Source organism: Citricoccus muralis, assembly GCF_029637705.1.
GTDB lineage: Bacteria > Actinomycetota > Actinomycetes > Actinomycetales > Micrococcaceae > CmP2.
Genome location: NZ_CP121252.1, coordinates 297,588 through 316,421, shown reverse-complemented (window position 1 = coordinate 316,421; position 18,834 = coordinate 297,588). Strand labels below are relative to the sequence as shown.

General features: G+C 65.9%; 14 protein-coding genes. 9 read left to right on the top strand and 5 right to left on the bottom strand.

Annotation, left to right across the window (positions count from 1 at the left end):
- Positions 1 to 34: 34 nt before the first annotated feature.
- The 3 genes from radA to P8192_RS01370 all read left to right on the top strand — a co-directional run bounded on the left by radA (position 35) and on the right by P8192_RS01370 (position 3,509).
- Positions 35 to 1,534, top strand: a complete 1,500-nt coding sequence (radA, locus tag P8192_RS01380; protein WP_278157907.1) for a DNA repair protein RadA — start codon at positions 35 to 37, stop codon at positions 1,532 to 1,534.
- Between the two features lie 86 nt (positions 1,535 to 1,620).
- A complete protein-coding gene (locus P8192_RS01375; protein WP_278157906.1) occupies positions 1,621 to 3,117 on the top strand; it encodes a hypothetical protein in 1,497 nt (498 codons plus the stop codon).
- Positions 3,118 to 3,143: 26 nt separating this feature from the next.
- Entirely contained in the window at positions 3,144 to 3,509 is a 366-nt protein-coding gene (locus P8192_RS01370) for a hypothetical protein (protein ID WP_278157905.1), read from the top strand.
- 6 nt (positions 3,510 to 3,515) lie between these two features.
- Here P8192_RS01370 and P8192_RS01365 read toward each other — a convergent pair whose 3' ends face one another.
- Genes P8192_RS01365 through P8192_RS01355 form a run of 3 tightly spaced genes read right to left on the bottom strand, consistent with a single transcriptional unit; the run spans position 3,516 to position 7,444 of the window.
- Positions 3,516 to 4,751, bottom strand: coding sequence for a S8 family serine peptidase (locus tag P8192_RS01365; protein WP_278157904.1), 1,236 nt, complete (start codon positions 4,749 to 4,751; stop codon positions 3,516 to 3,518).
- Positions 4,748 to 6,097, bottom strand: a complete 1,350-nt coding sequence (gene eccB / locus P8192_RS01360; RefSeq protein ID WP_278157901.1) for a type VII secretion protein EccB — start codon at positions 6,095 to 6,097, stop codon at positions 4,748 to 4,750. The genes P8192_RS01365 and eccB overlap by 4 nt, the downstream gene beginning before the upstream one ends.
- 6 nt (positions 6,098 to 6,103) lie before the next feature.
- The gene (locus tag P8192_RS01355) at positions 6,104 to 7,444 is read right to left on the bottom strand and encodes a hypothetical protein (RefSeq protein ID WP_278157899.1); all 1,341 of its coding nucleotides are present in this window, start codon (positions 7,442 to 7,444) and stop codon (positions 6,104 to 6,106) included.
- 387 nt (positions 7,445 to 7,831) lie between these two features.
- On the opposite strand from P8192_RS01355, the gene P8192_RS01350 reads away from it, so the two are divergent.
- From P8192_RS01350 to P8192_RS01330, 5 genes are all read left to right on the top strand, one after another.
- Positions 7,832 to 8,158, top strand: coding sequence for a WXG100 family type VII secretion target (locus tag P8192_RS01350; protein WP_270106603.1), 327 nt, complete (start codon positions 7,832 to 7,834; stop codon positions 8,156 to 8,158).
- A 45-nt stretch (positions 8,159 to 8,203) separates the two neighbouring features.
- A complete protein-coding gene (locus tag P8192_RS01345; protein ID WP_278157897.1) occupies positions 8,204 to 8,494 on the top strand; it encodes a WXG100 family type VII secretion target in 291 nt (96 codons plus the stop codon).
- Between the two features lie 142 nt (positions 8,495 to 8,636).
- Complete coding sequence (locus P8192_RS01340; RefSeq protein WP_278157896.1) at positions 8,637 to 9,104, top strand: hypothetical protein; 468 nt, start codon at positions 8,637 to 8,639, stop codon at positions 9,102 to 9,104.
- 69 nt (positions 9,105 to 9,173) lie between these two features.
- Positions 9,174 to 10,994 (top strand): hypothetical protein, encoded by a 1,821-nt coding sequence (locus P8192_RS01335; protein ID WP_278157894.1) that lies wholly within the window; start codon positions 9,174 to 9,176, stop codon positions 10,992 to 10,994.
- On the top strand, positions 10,991 to 12,397 hold the full coding sequence (locus P8192_RS01330; protein ID WP_278157893.1) for a S8 family peptidase: 1,407 nt from the start codon (positions 10,991 to 10,993) through the stop codon (positions 12,395 to 12,397). Before P8192_RS01335 ends, P8192_RS01330 begins: the two co-directional genes overlap by 4 nt.
- Before the next feature lie 7 nt (positions 12,398 to 12,404).
- Here the strand turns inward: P8192_RS01330 and P8192_RS01325 are convergent, their stop codons facing one another.
- Positions 12,405 to 13,307: an FHA domain-containing protein gene (locus P8192_RS01325; protein WP_278157891.1), complete on the bottom strand. Its 903-nt coding sequence runs from the start codon at positions 13,305 to 13,307 to the stop codon at positions 12,405 to 12,407.
- 18 nt (positions 13,308 to 13,325) lie between these two features.
- Positions 13,326 to 14,642, bottom strand: a complete 1,317-nt coding sequence (locus tag P8192_RS01320) for a hypothetical protein (protein ID WP_278157889.1) — start codon at positions 14,640 to 14,642, stop codon at positions 13,326 to 13,328.
- Positions 14,643 to 14,807: 165 nt separating this feature from the next.
- Between P8192_RS01320 and eccCa the strand changes: the two genes are divergently transcribed.
- Positions 14,808 to 18,833, top strand: coding sequence for a type VII secretion protein EccCa (eccCa, locus tag P8192_RS01315; RefSeq protein ID WP_278157888.1), 4,026 nt, complete (start codon positions 14,808 to 14,810; stop codon positions 18,831 to 18,833).
- Position 18,834 lies beyond the last annotated feature (1 nt).

Below are 18,834 nucleotides of genomic sequence, written 5' to 3'. Positions count from 1 at the left end.
TAACGTGTCCGTCCGGGCGACTACGCTGAGAGCCATGGCTTCTTCGAGCTCTTCGCGACGCACCCCGAACTACCGTTGCACCGAATGCGGCTGGACCACGATCAAATGGGTGGGCCGTTGCGGGGAATGCGGGGAATGGGGCACCGTCACCGAGATCGGCACCGACCCCACGGCCGGGCGCACCACCGCCACCGCCGTGACGGAAGCGCAGCGCGCCGTACCGATTTCTGACGTCGACGCCTCGGCTGCCCGCTTCCACCCCACCGGGGTGTCCGAACTCGACCGGGTGCTGGGCGGCGGGCTCATCCCCGGCGCGGTGATCCTCATGGCGGGCGAACCGGGCATCGGCAAATCCACCCTGGTGCTCGATGTCGCCGGCCAGGTGGCCTCACAAACCGGGGAGGACGGCACACGCCGGAAGGTCCTGTACATCACCGGCGAGGAATCCGCCGCCCAGGTCCGGCTGCGCGCCGACCGCATCGGCGCGGTGGCCGACACCCTGTTCCTCACCGCGGAAACCGATCTGGGCCGGGCGCTGGGCCAGATCGAGGTGATCGACCCCGACGTCGTCGTCGTGGACTCCGTGCAGACCCTACAATCCACCGAGGTGGAGGGCACCGCCGGCGGGGTGAACCAGATCCGGGAAGTCTCGGCCGCGCTGATCAAGGCCGCGAAAACCCGAGGCATCACCACCCTGCTCATCGGCCACGTCACCAAGGACGGCTCCATCGCCGGGCCGCGCCTGCTCGAGCACCTGGTGGATGTGGTGTGCCAGTTCGACGGCGACCGACACTCCCGGCTGCGCATGGTCCGCGCGGTGAAGAACCGCTACGGCTCCACCGACGAGGTGGGCTGCTTCGACCTCTCCGATGCCGGCATCCATTCGGTAGAGGACCCTTCCGGACTCTTCCTCACCTCGGGCGCAGACCCGGTGGAGGGCACCGCCATCACCGTCACCTTGGAGGGGCGGCGCCCCCTGCTGGCCGAGGTCCAGGCCCTGGTGTCTCAGAGCGAGGGCGGCACCCCGCGCCGCACCGTCTCCGGGCTGGAGACCCCGCGGGTCAACATGCTCATCGCGGTGCTGGTCCGCCGGATGGGGCTGAATCTCACCCGTGACGACGTCTACGTCTCCACCGTGGGCGGGATGAAGATGGCCGAACCCGCTGCGGATCTCTCCGTGGCCGCCGCGATCGCCTCCTCGAAAACCGAAACCCCGATCCCTTCCGGCGCCATCGCCTTCGGGGAGATCGGCCTGGCCGGGGAGCTGCGCCCGGTGCCCGGCATCCAGCGCCGCATCACCGAGGCTGCACGACTCGGATTCGACCGGGCGGTGGTTCCGGCGACGACGGAGGGGCTCACCGCTCCCGACGGGTTCACCCTGGTGCAGAAAACAAACGTGAAGGACGCGGTGCGCACCCTATTCCGCGATCCACGCCGAGCCCAGCGCCGTGAAGCCCGCGTGGTCGAAGAGATCGCCGGGCCCTCGCACCACGACGACGCGCGCGGCTATCCGCCCTTGTCGATCATCGAATGACGCGGCGCACCCTTGATCCAGAGCTCGTGCCGTAGAATTCGTCAACAGCAGATTCCGATGCACATCAACGGAGAAAATCACTCATTATGGGAACATACGCCCAGAGAACTGCGCTGGTCGGCGAACTAAAGCGGGCGGCTATTGATGCCTGGATGCGCGATCGCTCTATCCAGGCCGCATCATCAGACCTCGTCCCTGAGTGGCACATTGAAGGTGACCAGTACGCGAGTGATGTGAACGATGGTCATCAAACCTTCGTGACCAGGCCCGGAACGGATGGTTCGGGCGGTGGTGAATGGAGTAGCAACTTCTTCATCTCAGACTGGATTCAGTCTGGATCGAAGTCTGATTCTTACCGCGCCTCATTCGATGCCATCCGGCAACGAATCGATCAAGCCGTGGCTCCCTGGTTGGATCTGCCCGATCCCAGTGACCTCGGGTCCGTACTGGGCGATTGCACCACCATTGTCAGCAAACTCGCAACGAATGTCTCCAACTATTCCAATGGCACCAGTGCATCCGCGGGATACATCGATGATTTCGAGACCGACACTGAGCAAATTCTCGGCCAGATGAGCGGTGAAACCATCGATGCGTTTCGCTATAGCTTCCTCCGACCGATGTGGCGTAGTTTCGGCGTGTACTGCGACGTGTCCATGGGACAAGTCGAAGCAGTCATCGCCCAGCAGGGCCTCTGGGAAAGCAGCCGTGAGGGATTCGTCGCCACACTCGAAGAAGCCATCCGAGTGTGCAATGCCATCGCCGAGTATGAAGCTCCTTCTCAGTGGGCAGTTTCTTTCACGGTCGTCGGATGGATCGCTGCGGCCGTTTCAACGCTGGCGACCGGCGGGCTCGCCAAAGTCGCGGGCCTCGCAGGCGTCGCAACCGACATCATCACGAGCCATCCCAGCGCATCTCCAGCGAATCAGCCCGGACCGGGCACCTATGAGGGTGCCATGGGCAGTTTCGAAGGGTCACTCTCCACACTGAACGAGGAGATCGCTGATGAGGAGGACAACATCCAGAGCCACCTCAACACCAAGCTCGCGCTGCTCGTCAACCCGAATGGCTCTGACGTCGGTTCCAACTCCGAGGAGCCAGAAGACGATGTGAACCCCACCTTGCCTTCCGTCGACCCGGACCATCTCGATATTTCCGGTCAGGGTGTCTATGTCAATCCAGAGCGGTTGTCCGATCTGTGGAGCAACAGACTTCCCGAGCTTTCGTTGTATCTCAATCAGACTGCGGACGAGTATCTTGGACTGTCTACCTACAGCGCTGTATCCCGTGACGCAAACATAGGTAATGGACCCAGCGGGCCCAGCGGAGCCTTCGCCGATGTCAACAACGCCCAATACCGCCTCCTACGCGATGCTGCCTGGGACATCGACCTCGGGGCACGCCAAATGGAATTGGCCATCGCGGAGATCGAGCAGACGGATGGCGCTAATTCACAGCAACTGGAGAATGTCATCAGCCAGAACGACGCGGGAAACCCCTACTCTCCCGATGCTGATGTGTGGGATTGGACGGATGCCGAAGATGAGCAACGAGAGCGCCGTGAAAGAGAAGAAGCGAACTGATCGTGGTGAATAGAACGGATAAGACGATGTCGTCCAAGGAGACTCAGAACACCGCCCCCCTCGTCTCGTGGGGAATCCTGGGATTGATCCTGGTCGCCCTCATCAGCCTCGGCGGACTGTACTTTACCTCGCCCGGCGAACATGCCGCTTCATTGGCTCAGGACGCCGAATCGACCGTCGAGTGTGCACCGCTCAGCACGGCATCTGGCGATACGATCCAGCACGAAGGCAACGCCGAACAGACACTCTGGACCGCAGCCGAACAACGCTTCCGCGATCTCTGCGCCGCCGATCGTGACACCCGGCAAACCCAGATCGTCCTGGTCACCGGAGGTTTTCTCGCCGCCCTCGTGTTGTTGACACGACGTCGGGACAATACCAGCGCGTCGTAGGCGCCACTAGGATCCTGCGTCGATGCGGCGGCGCACCAACCACAGCACGGACACCCCGAACACGCCCAGCCCGGTCGCCCAGAGACCGAACTGCGCCCGGACTGCCAGTGGATCTTCTTCCGGGCTCGGCGGAACCCGGCCCACCTGTGCACCGGACGCGGCTGGCGCCTGGCCGGGCAGCGCCGGACCCAGCAGTTCGGTCGACGGCGTCACGGTGAGCGCGTCGTACGCAGAAACGATTCCCCAGCCCAGCTGATCGGTGCGCTGCGACGGGTTTGCCCGCAGTCCGGTCGCTTCCAGCCGCCATTTCCACATCTCGGGACCTTCCTCGGGATGCGCAGCCGCCACCAGCGCGGCTACACCAGCAACATAGCCGGTGGCGAATGAGGTGGAGGGAGCGTCCTGCGACATCACACAGTCGCCATCACCAAAATACGTGGTAGCCACGTTCTGTGCGGGCGACACCAGGTCGACCTGTGTGCCATGAATCGCCTGATCAGATGACGCACCATCATCGGTCGCGGCGGCCACCCCCAGCGCCTGCTGGTACCCGGCCGGGTAGCGCACCCCATCACCCTGTTCGTTTTCGGCAGCGGTGGCGCGGTTGCCGGAGCTAGCGACCACCAGCGAACCCTGCTGCGTGGCGCGCTGCACGGCGGCTTCCACTGCAGGATTATTCTCCGTGCTCGACAGTGCCACGACAATCACCTGCGCTCCCCGATCGGCGGCCCAGTCGATACCTTCTGCGATCATCGGTAGATTCGGCGCCACGGCGTCGTCATCATTACCGCGGGGCTCGGTGGTGTCGTAGACCTTCACCGGCAGAATCTCGGCGTCGGGAGCGATCCCCAGCACCCCGGACCCCTCCACCGCGCGGGCGGCGATCTGACCGGCGATCGCCGTGCCGTGGCCATCAGTGTCTTCCGTGGCGGATCCTGAACCGGTGATGTTTTCGCCCGCTCGGGTGACATCACTGAGGTGAGCGTTGCTGGAGTCCACGCCCGAGTCGACGACGGCGACGAGCACCCCCTCACCGGTGCTGATCTGGTGGGCACGGTCGATCCCGAGCTGGGCGTAAGCCAGGGGGCGGTCTGCCACCCAGCGTTCTGCGCCCACCATGCATTCATCGCCGGAAGCGGTGCCGGTGGTATCAGCGTGGGCAGTTGGGGCGTCCGCTACCGGAAGCCCCCAGAGCAGGGCGCCCGTCAGCAGACCGGCGCCGCAGACTGCGCGCAGCCTCACTCAGTGGCCTCCGCCTCTGGCACGGTCGCCCAAGCTGCCTCGAGCGACAGCGACGGACCGGTATCGAAAAGACGCACCCACGCCGCCGGCACGGTGTTCAGATCCTCTTCCGTATATCCCAGCGCGGAGATCGTCTCGCCCGGGTCACCCTCGAGGCCGAAGGCCTGACCGGTGTCGGTGATCAAGTGCAGGCTGCCCACCTCGCCTCCGGACGTAGCGCGGACCAGGGCGCCAGTGCCGCCGGGCACCTCGATGCCCGCCTCAGCCGGTGCCGGGGCAGCCACGACCTCGGTGTGTGGGGCAGTCGACCCCTCGCCGCCGTCGCTGCTCGTCGACAGCACGGCGCACGCGGTCTCAGAAGCCTCCGGCAATGTTGGTACCGCCGTGGGCCAGTCCTCGGGCCCGGGGCCGGTTTCGCCCACGTCGAATCGCGCAATATCGGCCACGGAGACTCGCACGGTAGAGGAAGCCTCCACGGCGCCGCCGGTCAGGTACATCTGTAGCTGCACGGGGTTCAGCGGTTGGACCGTGTCTTCGCTCGTCAGCACGTAATGGCGGGAACCAACGGCGTCGGGGACCTCAAGCACCGTGCCCACGGTGGCGCCCGCCATCGTCTCGGGCAGGCCCGCCAGTGATTCACCCACGTTATCGACGGTCAATGGGGCCAGCTCGCTGCCCTGCTCGAACAGGTCCAGCCAGGATGCGCTGACCGGAATTGGTTCCGTGGATTCCCAGTTGAAGGCAATCCGTACCGTGCCTTCTTGGTCATCCGGAATCGCATGACGGGTCCCCTCGGCGATGAGGTAGAGCTGGTCTTGGTAGCTCACCAGGGCACCCTCCCCCTCCGCAGTCTGCGGATTCGCAGCCGTATTCACGTAGACGTCCTCGCCCACGGGGCAGGTCATCCAGCCAGCAGCGCTGAGCTGGCCCTCACCCGGCATCGAGTCGGGTGCTCCGGGAATCCCGATGGGCGTACCGCGTTCGATTCCGTCCAGCGCGTCAGAGCCCACCACCGTTGAGGAGACCGCCGAGCCCTGCAAGAGACGTGCACTGGCGGTGTTGAGCATCGGATGCAGCACCCCGTCCACGCTGTAGTACCGGGCGCCGGAGTCACTGTCGACCACGTACGTCCCGGATTCCCAGTTTTGTGGGAGGCTGGGCGCGAAACGGCCGAACAGCCAGCCGCCGAGCATGATCAGCCCGGTGAGCACGAGGCCCAGAATCAGCGGACCCCACGGCGATTTCAGCTCCACTTCGCGTCCCGAGGGGATCCCGGAGGTGAACGCGGAGATCAGCCGGCGCTTGTTGAAGCGCTGGGCGTCGAGAATGTCTTTATTACTAGCCACCGGCGATCACACCAGCCCGGTGGTCAGCGCGGCGGCGGGGACGATGACCAGCAACGCGATCACCGAGATCGTGTCAGCAATGCGTGACGCCGACGCTGAATAGCTGCGGTTGAGCGTGCCCAGCACCAACACGACGGCGGCCACTCCAATGAGCAGCCACAGCACCGCATCGAGCAGTTCGGGCTGGCGCAGCGCCACACTCACCGCGGCTTCGAAGAGCACTAGGGCGCCGGCGGCCACCCCGATCATCACCTCGTAGCGGGCGTAGACGCGACGCGTATTGAGCAGCAGCGATGACCCCAGGGCGGCCAGCAGCACGATTTCAGCGATCCCGCCCTGGAAGATGAAGGGAACGGTCAGCCCCAGCACCGCCGTGCCGCCGATCTTCACACTGATGGCGAAGCTGCGGCCGAATCGCTCATAGCGAGCCACGATGGAATGCTCGTACACCTGACGATCTCGCTGGCGCTCAGCCTCGGTGCGCGGAATGTAGCTGCGGATCGGGGTGAAGGCCAACGCCAGCCACGGGGTCATAATCAGCACCAGCGCGGTGATAGTGGCGGTAGTGCCCACCGTGAATTCGAGCGGCTGCAACAGGAACTCCATGGAGGTCCCGGCCCAGGCGGTCATGATGCCGGCGAAAATCAGCCCGGAGACGGGCCCGAGTTGGTGGCTCCCCCGCGCATCGCGCAGCGTGATCGCACCCAGCCCGCCCACGACCATGAGCGCCACACCCGTCACCAGCAGCTTCAACCCCAACGATTCAAAGAGTGCTGAAGCCCCCGCGGCCGCTAGCGCCGTCGAGGCCCAATGCACCAGCACCGCACCGAACGGGTCCTGATGCCGCACGATCACGGTGGTCGCCAGAATTCCGGCAATCGCCGTCCCGACTCCTACCAACATCGACATCAGCCCCGGGGAGAACCACAGGATGATCGCCACAACCATCAGCAGCGACGAGGAGACGATCACGCACAGCCGCATCGAATCCTTCGGCGTCCAGGCATCCTCCTGGGCATCGACGGCATCACCGAGCGCCTCGACGAGATCGTCGTAGATCTGCTCCTGGGTGCTGTCGCCGCGAGTCTGGATCGTGAGGATTTCGCCAGCTTGGATACCGATCTCACCGATTCGCGCTTCCAACTCCAGTTCCTCGCCGAGGTTGTTGCTCACGCGGAAGCCGCTGGACGCGCGCTGAGGGGTGAGAATGCCCATCTCATCGGCGATCATCGGCAACGACTCCGCCAGGCTGGTGCTCTGGGGCAGAGCCACGTCATAGGTCACCGATTCGTAGCGGAACGTGACCGGCACGGTCGCCCGAGTCGAACTCGACGGTGCTGAGGGCATGGATTCTCCACCTTCGCGCTGCTGGATGTCGTCTGCTGACGTAGCACCCCGATTCTAAGGGACGTTCTACGAAGATGGCTCCTGTGTCCCGATCTCCCGCCAGCGCCCAGTTTCAATTCAAATCTTAAATAGCATCAATCGATGGCGCAGGATTCGATCCAGGGTAAATTTTCGGTGAAAATATTCGCTGTTCTTTCCCTACTTTTTCACCCCATTGAACACGCCCCTCCCTCGCCAGCATGCGCATCGACAGGCATTACCAGTGAGTAACCATTGCTCACTTGGCGCAATTCGCCCCTGGAAAGCCGGAGATGTCCGGCGTAGTCTGTGACTCGTCTCCGTAAACGACCCTGCCCGAAGAGGGGTCCCCAACCAGAGAAGGTGACCATGGCTTTAACGTCAGAAGAAGGTGCAATCCTCCAAGGTGCACAGCACGTCGATGAGCACGAGGAAAGCCTCGAGACCATCCTGCGTCGCATCCAGGGCGACGTCGAAGCAATCTCCACCGCCCAGTTCGAGGGTCGCACCGCGCTGCGGTTCCGCACCTTGATGCAGGAGTGGAAGGCCGAGTCCAGCCGAGTCGTCAGTGTCCTGAACCAGTTCAGCACCGACCTGCGCTCCACGGTGGCCGATTACGACGACACCGACGATAGCGGCTCCGCTCGCGTCGGCAGTGTCGAGCCCACTGCCGGCTACGTCAGCTACGGCGCCTGATCGACGGTCTAATCCCGTCGAGAACCCAGCACAGAGGAGATCCCAGTGAACACCATTCGCGTCGACTACGCGGTCATCGCAACCGCTCTGACGAACCTGGCCAATGGCTACCGCGACATCAACACCAACCTGGAGAATATGGATCAGGACCTGCTTCCACTCGTGGAGCAGTGGACCGGTGAGGCGTCGGGCATGTACCAACAGTCCAAAGCCGAGTGGACTGACGGCATGAACAACATGAACGGCATTCTGGACCGCCTTCGCCAGACGCTGGCCGAGTCCGTGACGGAGCTCAGTGGCTCCGACATCCGGGGTCGCAAGCGCCTGGGCGGCTGACCCACACCAACGTTGATTCCCTGACGAATCATCAGCGCGAGTGGGTGGCGGGTTCACGATCCGTCACCCACTCGACGTCCGTCACACCCCACGACGTTTGCCGACGTTCTCGTCGGCTCCAGAGCAGAAAGTACGCGCTGCTGTGCCGAACCCCACCGAAGTCGATCCAGAGCTGATCGCGCAGACCGAGACCTCAGTCGATGAGTGCGGCGAGACCTTCTCCCGGTGCTCCACTCGCCTGTCCGACGTGCGCGGAAACCAGAACGTCTCGAAATGGACATCGATGCCCGAAACCAATCGGGGCATGAACGCCTACACGCGAACCTACGACATCTTAATTGACCGGACGACGTCGCTGACCGAACACATCGCCACGTTCCGGGAGCGGCTCACGGCAGCCCACCGAGACTTCCAGGCGGTCGATGAAGACGGGCAGGCCAGCCTGCAGCAACTGTTTCAGCACGAAGGCTGGCAAGCCAGAGAAGTCAACAGAATCCTAGGAGAGATGTTCAGCTCCCCGATCTTCAAGGCGATCCCAGGGATACCTGGACCAGTTTCCCCCTTCGTAGGGGTCCCGACCTCTGGAACCGCCGGAACCGACGGCGACTGATTCGAGCCCCAACAGTCCGGGCGATTTTCGCATCACACACTTTCTACACACACCAGGAAGGCACTCCCGATGGGTCGATTCGCTGACCGACTGGCCATGATCGCGCAGTCGCAAGTGAACCTGTTCGACATGGACAGCACTCTGTCACGCAATGTGGCCTCAGAGCTGGAGCAGGCGCGCGAGCAACTCGCAGAGATCCGCGAGATGGATCTCTTCGGTGGGCAGCTGGACCCGGCGATCCGGGCCAAAATCGGCGAATACACACGCTACATCGACAGCCTCTCCACCGCTGTCGAGCAATCAAGCGGCGCCAATGATGACGCTCGCAACGCCGTGGTCACCGCACAACAAGCCCATGCTGGCCTTCCAGCGGTGGAGCTCACTCCCTGGGAGCGCTTCTACACCACGGCAGGGGAGGTGATCGTCGGTGGAGTTCTGATGCCCGGCCCGAAATTCGGCGAAGCCCTGCTGGCACGCCGCGAGCAGGAACGCGAACAACAGGCCCTCGAAGCTTTGCGTGCACTGCAGAGCTCGGTGGATGCCTCCGCTGAGCGCAGTGGCAGCTTCGACATCCCCGAACTAGAAGACTTGCCGGATTACCACCACGAGTTCGAGCCAAACCCCACAACTACAGGTACCACTTCACCTCCGGGGACCGGCACACCTCCGGGAGTCAATCCCCCGCCTCCCGGGGTGAATGACCCGACCAATCCCGAACCGCCAACCTACGACCCGCCGGTGGTCGATCCCCCGGTCACCCCGGACCCACCCACCTTCGAACCGCCGGAACCTCCGACCTTCGATCCTCCGGTCACACCGGACCCGCCGACCTTCGAACCGCCGGTTGAACCCGATTTCCCGGAGCTCGACGATCCGGACTATGAGGTCCCCTCGGACAACAACGATTTGCCTCCCACGAAGGACTGGCCGTTGACGGTGGACCGCCCCGGAGTCTCCCAAGACGGGATCACCCGTGGCGGCTACCAGCTCCCGGTGAATCCCAACGACGCCGTCCCGCCGCGCGACCCTGCCGTACATTCCTGGCTGCAAGAGCAGCAGCGGGCTGGCATGGGAGGCCTGGGGCTGCTCTCCGGTGCCGCAATAGCTGGCGGCATCGGCGGGGCACTCGCTACACGGCCGGGATTGTCTCAGCTCGGTGCTGGCGGTATCGGCGGACGCCCCGGCATGGCGGGCATGCCCGGGGCCACAGCAGCACCGGCCAACGGCCGCTCTGCTACCGGCGGTGCAGCACGTGGTACCGGTACCACCGGTGCACGACCTGGGGCTGGTGGCATGGCCGCGCGTCCCGGTATGGCGGGCATGCCCGGGGCCACAGCAGCACCGGCCAACGGCCGCTCTGCTACCGGCGGTGCAGCACGTGGTACCGGTACCACCGGTGCACGACCTGGGGCTGGTGGCATGGGCGCGCGTCCCGGTATGGCTGGCATGCCCGGGGCCACAGCAGCACCGGCGAATTCCGCACAAACCAAGAACAGCGCGAAAAACGGTAACGGTACCGGACGTGCCGCGGCTGGACGCACTCCTGGAGCCACCGGCTTCGGCGGTCGTCCCGGCATGGCTGGCATGCCCGGATCGGCGGCGCCGGCCTCGGGCTCCCAGACCAAGAACGGCACCAACGCTACGAACAAAAACGGCGGAAAGTCCGCGACCTCCGGGCGCCCCGGAAGCGGCCGCGGCATGGTCGGGGCCCCGCTGGCCAATGCCACTCGCGCTGAGAAGAAGAAATCTGCTCGCGAGCGCACTGAATACGGCAAGTCCGGGATCGTCTTCTTCGACCATGATGAGTCCGGCGTCGACCAAGAAGTGCTCAAAGCTGGTCGCCCCGAGAACACCGTGATCCGCGTTCAGGATGAGGACGACCGCTGGTGACTCAGCACAATACGCGTGCCAGGCCTCGCGGTGGATGGCGCGTCGCCGTAGCGGCGACCGCCACGGCACTGTTCGCCCTCGGGAGCGCCGTGCCTGCATCAGCCGACTCCTCCGGGGTCGGCTGGTACATGGACGACTACGGGTTTTCGGAACTGCACGATCAAGGCTTCACCGGCGAAGGCGTGACCATCGCCATTGCGGAGTTCACTTTTGATCAGGATGCCCCGGAATTTCAAGGCGCCGATATCGAGTTCGTCCCCGTTCCCGAGGCCTGCACCGAGGGAGCCGCTCCTGAGAACCTTGACCCCCAGCACGGCACGTCAGTACTGGCCTCTCTCGTCGGCCAAGGAGACGGGACCGACGGGATCGTTCAAGGCGTCGTTCCGGACGCTCGCATCATCGCCTATGAGCTCCCTGCAGGCGAAGTTGACATCTCAGTGCCCATCAACGGCTGGAGCGAGGAGTGCCCGCAAGAAGAGTACTCGGGCCAGGCGCGTGCCATCCAGGCGACCGACAGCGGCGATGTCGACGTCGTGTCGATGAGTGTGGTGGGCGGAACCGTGAGTCCAAACAACATTCAATTGGCGTACATGCAGCTCAAGGGCCTCCCCTACTTCCAAGGATCAGGAAACTCCGCTAGAGGCGGCGCGGATCAAGTTTCGGATACGGCCACCTACGCCGGTTCCGCCGCGATCGGGTCGGCCGACTCTTCGGGCGCCGCGTCTGACTTCTCCAATCCGGGTGACGGACTGTCGCTGCTGGCTCCCGGAGAAGACATTCCCGTACGCGACGTTCACACCGGGGAATTACGGACCAGCGCGGGAACCAGCTACGCCGGGCCTATCGCAGCAGGCACCTACGCTTTGGCACGCCAGGCCTGGCCCGATGCCACCCCCGAGCAACTCCTGCAGTCCTTGGCGCGCAATGTGCGCGACGGCAACGGCGAGCTGGATTTCAAGGGCGACGAACTCGGCTTCGGTCTGATTGACCCGCGCGCCGTCGTCGCGACGGACCCCAGTGATTACCCCCGGGACAACCCGTTCGTCGAAGGTAAGACCACCTATATGGAGGACGAGGATCCGTGGCTGGCCATGGAAGACGTCCTCATCGGTGCACCGACCGACCAACAAATGATGAACGCTCAAGATTTCACCATGAATATCGGCGTAGACCCTGACTCCATTGTCTGGATTCCCGAGGAAGTCGAAGACATGGTGGGGGTCTCTGCCCAGGACCTTCTCGGGGGAGAGAGCACCTCGGACGAGAACAGTTCCGACGACGTGGATCAGGACCGTGATGGACTCCCCGGCGGGATCCTGGCCGCATTGGTCGGCGGCGGTGCTGTCATCGTGCTGCTGATCGTCATCGTCACCGTGGTGCTGCTGCGTCAGCGGCGCCGCTGACGTTCGGTCAGCGCACCACCAGACGGTGCTGGCCCAGCAGCAGCGCGTCGCCCGCCTGCAGTTCCAAGGGCTCCCCCGCGCCCAGGACATGACGCTCACCGGCCCGCTCCACGGTGGTGCCGTTGGCCGACCCCAGATCAGTGATCCTCGGACCCGCGGTGGGTTCTGAGGACGCCTCGATCACGCAGTGCGCTCGCGAGACCATCCGAGTGTCGTCGGGCACCGTGACCAACCGCGCCGGAGCAATACCGTCGGGCTGAAACGGCTTCCTGCCCAGCACCACGGGCTGGCCGCCGAGGTCGATGCGCTCACCGTCCGACAGCTCCAGCACCCGCTGCGCGCGAGGCTCGGGGATCACCGTCTCCTCCGCCGGGAAGGCCTGTGCCGGAACGACCGTCTGCTCCTGCGGCTCCTCCGCGGCGAAGGGAATGGGCTGTCGCGGTGACGGCGCATCGGCGGCGACCGGTGACGGCAGCACCTCGGGTACAGGCGCTGGGGCGGTCGGTGCAGGACGCGGCGCGGGCGCCTCGGCGTGATCCTGGCGGAACCGCGAGGGCGCTGCCGAGGCGAAACCGGCCTCAGCCACTCGCTCGGTACGGTCGTTCTGTGTCGGGGTCGAGGTGTCGTCCGCCGAGTCGGCCGTGGGCCCACCGGGGCGGCGCCAGAACAGCTGGGCGATCACGTACATCCCGGGCGTGCGGCCGCCGATGCGCCAGCACATCCACGCCAGCACGAGATACTGCACCGCGAGCAGCACGACCAGCGGCACCGAGGGGTAGAGCATCCAGGCCACCACCACGACCACCAGTAGCGCCACCGCGTCTACCATCAGCCCGACCGTTCGGCCACGTGAAGAACCGGCCCGAGGCGCGGGACGGTTGTCGGCCAGAGTCGTCGTCTGCGAGCTCATCAAGGTCACTCCTCTGCTCTAGCCCATGGTCCGGGTCAAGGTGAAAGCACCGGCTGCCACCGCCGCAGCGGGTACCGCCAGCGCCAGGCTGATCTGCCCGATGATATCGCCCAGGCGGGTCATCGCCGGGGCATAAACATTGCGAGCCAGCGCCACTCCGGTGCCGATCGCTGCCACGCCGATCGCAGCCACCGCCAGCCACCACCACACGGCGGCCGCGGCGGAGCTGAGCAGGGCACCGGCCAGCAGCACCGCCATCGCCGTGAGACGGGGCGCCCAGCGGGTGAACTGGTCCCGTGCGGTGCGCGGGTTCAACACGAACACCACCAGCCCCAACACGAAAGCAACGAGGCTGGACCACCCCTCTACCGAGTCCAGGCGGATGCGTCCGGCGGTCAGGGCGCTGCCGACCAGCATCGCGACACAGGCGAGCAGCACGGCGGTGATCCGCAGGCCATTGCCCAGTCGTACCGTGCGCCGGGCACGGGGCATGGTGACTCGCGCTGGCTCCGGCGCATCGGGGGCGTGCACCGAGTCAGTCGTCAGCATCACGGTATTGAGGTGCAGCAGCTGGTTCTCGGGGACCTTCAGCGACAGCATCGGGGCGAACGCCAGACCCATCACACCGACGGCGAGCAGCACCGGCCCGGCGATTCCGTCGGGCATCTGGGCCAGGGAAATCATCGAGAGCCCGATGGCCGGAAACAGCCACACCCGGGTAGCGGCGTCGGTGTATTCGTGGCGCTTCCACGCGCGCACCCCGAACGCCGCGACGGCCGCAGCCCAGCAGACCGCGAGCGCGAACGCCCACCCGGTGGCCAGGGTCGGAAGACTGATCAGCCCGGTCACACCGATAGCGACAGGCAGGGGTGCGGCAATGGCCCACCAGATCGACCGGGTCACCCGACCCCCTCGCACCAGCTGGGCGGACACCAACGTCAACACCAGGAAGAGCGCCACCATGACGGCGATGCTGCGGTGCTCGCTTAATACGGTGGAGAGCACGGTGGTGAGTCCGGCCAGCACCACCACCGCCACGGCGGCAGCCCAGCCCGGCATCGCCCCGGTACCGGTGCGTTCGCTGTTGCGGGCGTCGTCTCGCTGTGCCGTCGTGGCTGTGGTGTCGCGCAGATGCAATACGGCGCCGGGCGGAATCTGGGTGCCGAAGCTCTCGGTGGCCGGAACCGTGCGGCCCAGCTCATCCACCAGCTCGATGTTCCACAGAGGCCGTTCCAATTGGGCGAGCACTCCGGAGACGGTGGTGCCCACGGGCACGGAGACGTCCAGTCGCTGCGTCCCGTCCACGATCGTGGCGGTCGTCTGCTCTGTGCTCACCGGCTCCCCTGGTCGATTCTGCGACGGCTGCGCTGATGTGGATCCTCGACTCTCGAGGCAAGGGCGCGCCCTCGATATAGTGTAGGGCAGGCGCTCCCGGATCCGCCGCTGTCGGTGTTCCGGGACGCCACCGAACTGAGCGTTCCCGTCGATTCCGGAGTCATTGTGCCCACACCCCGATCTGGCCACGTCGAGGCACCGCGCCTGCCCCAGGGCACCCTGGACATCCAGTCCCCGCCGGACGTCGTCGAATCAGAGGGCCTGGGCGGCACCATCGCCATGGCCGTGCCGATGATCGGCTCGATGGGTGTGCTGGTGTTCATGGCGTTCTCCAACAACGCCAACCCACGCATGATGCTGATGGCCGGGGCCATGATCATCGCCATGGTCGCCATGGTCGGGTTCACCTCCTACCGCCAGATCTCCCAGCACCGGCAGAAGGTCACCACCCAGCGTCGTGAATACCTGGTGTACCTGGATGAGCTGCGCGACGACGTGCGCCATGCGGCCCGCGATCAACGCCGGTTCACCACCTGGAACATGCCCGATCCGCCGAGCCTGAGCGCGATCATCCAGCAGAACGAGCGCCTCTGGGAGCGCACCGAGCCCTCCGCGATCACGTACATGACCCGGGTGGGCACCGCCGATGAGCCCCTGTGTTTGGAGCTGCGCGAACCGGAACTGGCACCGCTGTCCAACGCGGACCCGGTGTGCTTGTCGGCGGTGAGCCGCTTCGTCTCCACCTTCGACACCGTCCACGACCTGCCGGCCGGGATCAGCATCGCCGATTATGCCCGCATTGAGGTGGCCGGTTCCCCCGAGCACACCCGTGCCCTGGCCCGCGCCATGACCCTATCCCTGACCACCTTCATCTCCCCGAAGCTGCTGCGCGTGGCCGTGGTCGCCGACGCCGAAGGCCTGGCCGATTGGGACTGGGTGAAATGGTTGCCGCACGCCCGCTCGGCTGAATCCGACGCCGTGGGCACCATGCGCTTGATGGGCGGATCCGTGGCCGAGGTCCTGGACCTGTTGCCCTTCGACGTCTCCTCGCGCGCCCGCTTCCGGCAGCGCACCTCCGAGACCGCGATGCCGCAGCTGCTGCTGATTCTCGACGGTGTTGAGCTGCGCGCCTCCGACCGCGAGCGCCTGGCCAAGGAGGGGGTCTGCGTGCTCTCCGTGGTGGAGGAATGGAGCCGCCTGGAGGACTACGAGTCATTGCGGATCGCTCTGCAGCCCCGCTCCGATGGCCGGATGAACACCACGCTGGTGACCCTGGTCGGGGAGAACACCGGGATCGTGGCCGATTCCATGTCGGCCGAGCTGGCACTGGCCACCGCCCGCCGTCTCACCCCCTACGAGGAGGGCACCCGGCGCTCCGCGGTCACCCCGAACGCCTCCGGCGCCAGCTCGGACCCGACCCGCCAGGAAGACCTGATGGAGCTGCTGGGCCTGGGCGACATCCGCGACTACGACCCGGACATGCAGATCGTGCGCCGGCAGGGCCGGGCCCGGCTGAACATCCCCTTCGCCGTCACCCCCGAGGGGGTGCCGGTGCACCTGGACATCAAGGAGAACGCCCAGCAGGGCATGGGCCCGCACGGGCTGCTCATCGGCGCCACCGGCTCGGGCAAGTCCGAGGTGCTGCGCACCATGGTGCTGGGCATGGTGCTCACCCACTCCCCCGAACAGCTGAATCTGGTGCTGGTCGATTTCAAGGGCGGCGCCACCTTCGCGGGCATGTCCGAGCTGCCGCATGTCTCGGCCACGATCACCAACCTCGAGTCCGAGCTCTATCTGGTCGACCGCATGGAAGAGGCGCTGCACGGTGAGATGGTGCGCCGTCAGGAGCTGCTGCGCGCCGCCGGCAACTACGCCAACGTCGGCGACTACGAGAAAGCCCGCCTGGCCGGGCAGCACCAGCATCCGGCGCTGCCGGCGCTGTTCATCATCCTCGACGAGTTCTCCGAGCTGCTCACCGCCAAGCCCGAGTTCATCGACACCTTCGTCGCCATCGGCCGCCTGGGCCGCTCCCTGGAGATCCACCTACTGCTGGCCACCCAGAAGCTCGAGGAGTCCCGACTACGCGGACTGGACTCGCACCTGTCCTACCGGATCGGGCTACGCACCTTCTCCCAGGCCGACTCCCGCGCCGTGCTCGGCAAGACCGACGCCTACTCGCTGCCGGCGGTGCCCGGCGTCGGCTTCCTGAAGACCTCCGGCGACGAGATGACCCAGTTCCGCGCCTCCTACGTGGCCGCCCCGCCGCCGGCCCGCCGCGCCGAAGCGGTGTCCGCCACCGGCGGCCCCGTGCGCTCGGCCTCCCGACTGCTACCCTTCACCGCCTCCCCCGTGCTCTCCCTGGAGGACCAGCGCGACAGCGAGGAAACCGAGTCCGAGGACGCCTCGAACACCGAGCCCGTGGTGAAGGACGGCGACGACCAGTGGGCCGACATGTCCACCCTGGATATTGCGGTGCGGAAGCTAGAACCGTTGCAGCCTCGCGCCCACCAGGTGTGGCTGGACCCGCTGGAGGTGCCGACCACGCTGGACGAGCTGTTCGGAGATCTCACCGTCACCGAGGCCGACGGGCTGCACTCGCCCTCCTGGAAGGCCAAGGGCGGGCTGACCGTGCCGATGGGTATGAAGGACATCCCCCGCGAGCAGCGCCGCGAGGTGCTCAGCATGGATCTCACCGGCGGGGCCGGCAACGTCGCCATCATCGGCAGCGCCCAGTCCGGCAAGTCCACCGCCCTGCGCACCCTGGTGATGTCGCTGTCGCTGGTGAACACCCCCGCGGAGGCACAGTTCTACATCCTGGACTTCGGCGGCGGCACATTCGCCCCGTTCCGCCACGCCCCGCATGTGGCCGGGGTGGGATCCCGCGACCGCCTCGACATCATCACCCGGATGATCCAGGAGATCGCCGGGATCATGGAGGACCGCGAAGCCTACTTCCGCGAACACGACATCGACTCCATCGCCACGTACCGGCGCGGCCGGGCCGAGGGTCGCTACGACGACGGCTACGGTGATGTCTACCTGGTGGTCGACGGCTGGGGCACTCTGAAGTCCGACGTGCCGGATCTGGACCGGACCATCCAGGACCTGATGGGCCGCGGACTGGCCCTCGGGGTGCACCTGCTGGCCGCCGCCACCCGCCTGGGCGAGTTCCGCATCGCCATGCAGTCCACGTTCGGCACCCTGTTCGAGCTGCGCCTGGGCGAACCCCGCGAGTCCGAGATCGACCGCAAGAAAGCGGCCAGCGTGCCGGAGGGCCGCCCCGGGCACGGGCTGGCGGCGTCCAAGCACCAGTCCCTGGTCGCCCTGCCCCGGGTGGACGGCGCCTCCGACGCGACGTCGCTGCCCGATGGGGTCAAGCACGCCTTCACCGCGATCGAGCAGGCCTGGTCGGGCCCGGCCGGACCGAAGCTGCGGCTGCTGCCGCGGCGGATCACCCTGGACGCGGTGCGCGAGCTCGCCCCCGAAGCGCCGAACGCGCTGCTGGGCATCAACGAGGCACGGCTCTCCCCGGTGGCGCTGAACTTCAGCAAGATCAGCCACCTCTACGCCTTCGGCGACTCCGGAACCGGCAAGTCGACCCTGCTGCGCACGGTGATCCAGGAGGTCGCCCGCACCCACGACGCCAAGAAGGCGCAGTTCCTGGTGGTCGACTACCGTCGCTCGCTGCTCCAGGAGATCCCCCCGCGCTACCAGGCCGGGTACTACACCACCCACGACGTCGTCACGGGGGCGATGAAGGAGATCCACGGGATCCTCGCCGGGCGCCTGCCCGGCCCCGATGTCACCCCGCAGCAGCTGCGCGACCGCTCCTGGTGGGAGGGGCCCGACCTGTTCATCATCATCGACGACTACGACCTGGTGGCCACCTCACGAGGTAACCCCATCGAACCGCTGGTGCCTTTGCTAGCCCAGGCTCGTGACATCGGCATGCACGTCATCGTCACCCGCCGCACCGGCGGCGCCTCCCGCGCCCAGTACGATCCGCTGCTGCGCGGGATGGTCGACATCGGCACCCCCGCGCTGCTGCTGCCGGGTGATCCGGAAGAGGGCCCCCTGGTGGGCAAGATCCGTTCCCAGCGTGGGCCCGCCGGACGCGCCCAGTTCATTACCCGTGAGCTCGGGCATCAGATGGTCCAGCTGGCCGAATCGGAGACCCTCGTCGACCTCTGAG

Bases quoted from the DNA above. Each gene is read 5' to 3' on its own strand.
- P8192_RS01355 (WP_278157899.1), bottom strand. From the start codon at position 7,444: ATGCCCTCAGCACCGTCGAGTTCGACTCGGGCGACCGTGCCGGTCACG.
- P8192_RS01350 (WP_270106603.1), top strand. From the start codon at position 7,832: ATGGCTTTAACGTCAGAAGAAGGTGCAATCCTCCAAGGTGCACAGCAC.
- P8192_RS01375 (WP_278157906.1), top strand. From the start codon at position 1,621: ATGGGAACATACGCCCAGAGAACTGCGCTGGTCGGCGAACTAAAGCGG.
- P8192_RS01325 (WP_278157891.1), bottom strand. From the start codon at position 13,307: ATGAGCTCGCAGACGACGACTCTGGCCGACAACCGTCCCGCGCCTCGG.
- P8192_RS01370 (WP_278157905.1), top strand. From the start codon at position 3,144: ATGTCGTCCAAGGAGACTCAGAACACCGCCCCCCTCGTCTCGTGGGGA.
- radA (WP_278157907.1), top strand. From the start codon at position 35: ATGGCTTCTTCGAGCTCTTCGCGACGCACCCCGAACTACCGTTGCACC.
- P8192_RS01335 (WP_278157894.1), top strand. From the start codon at position 9,174: ATGGGTCGATTCGCTGACCGACTGGCCATGATCGCGCAGTCGCAAGTG.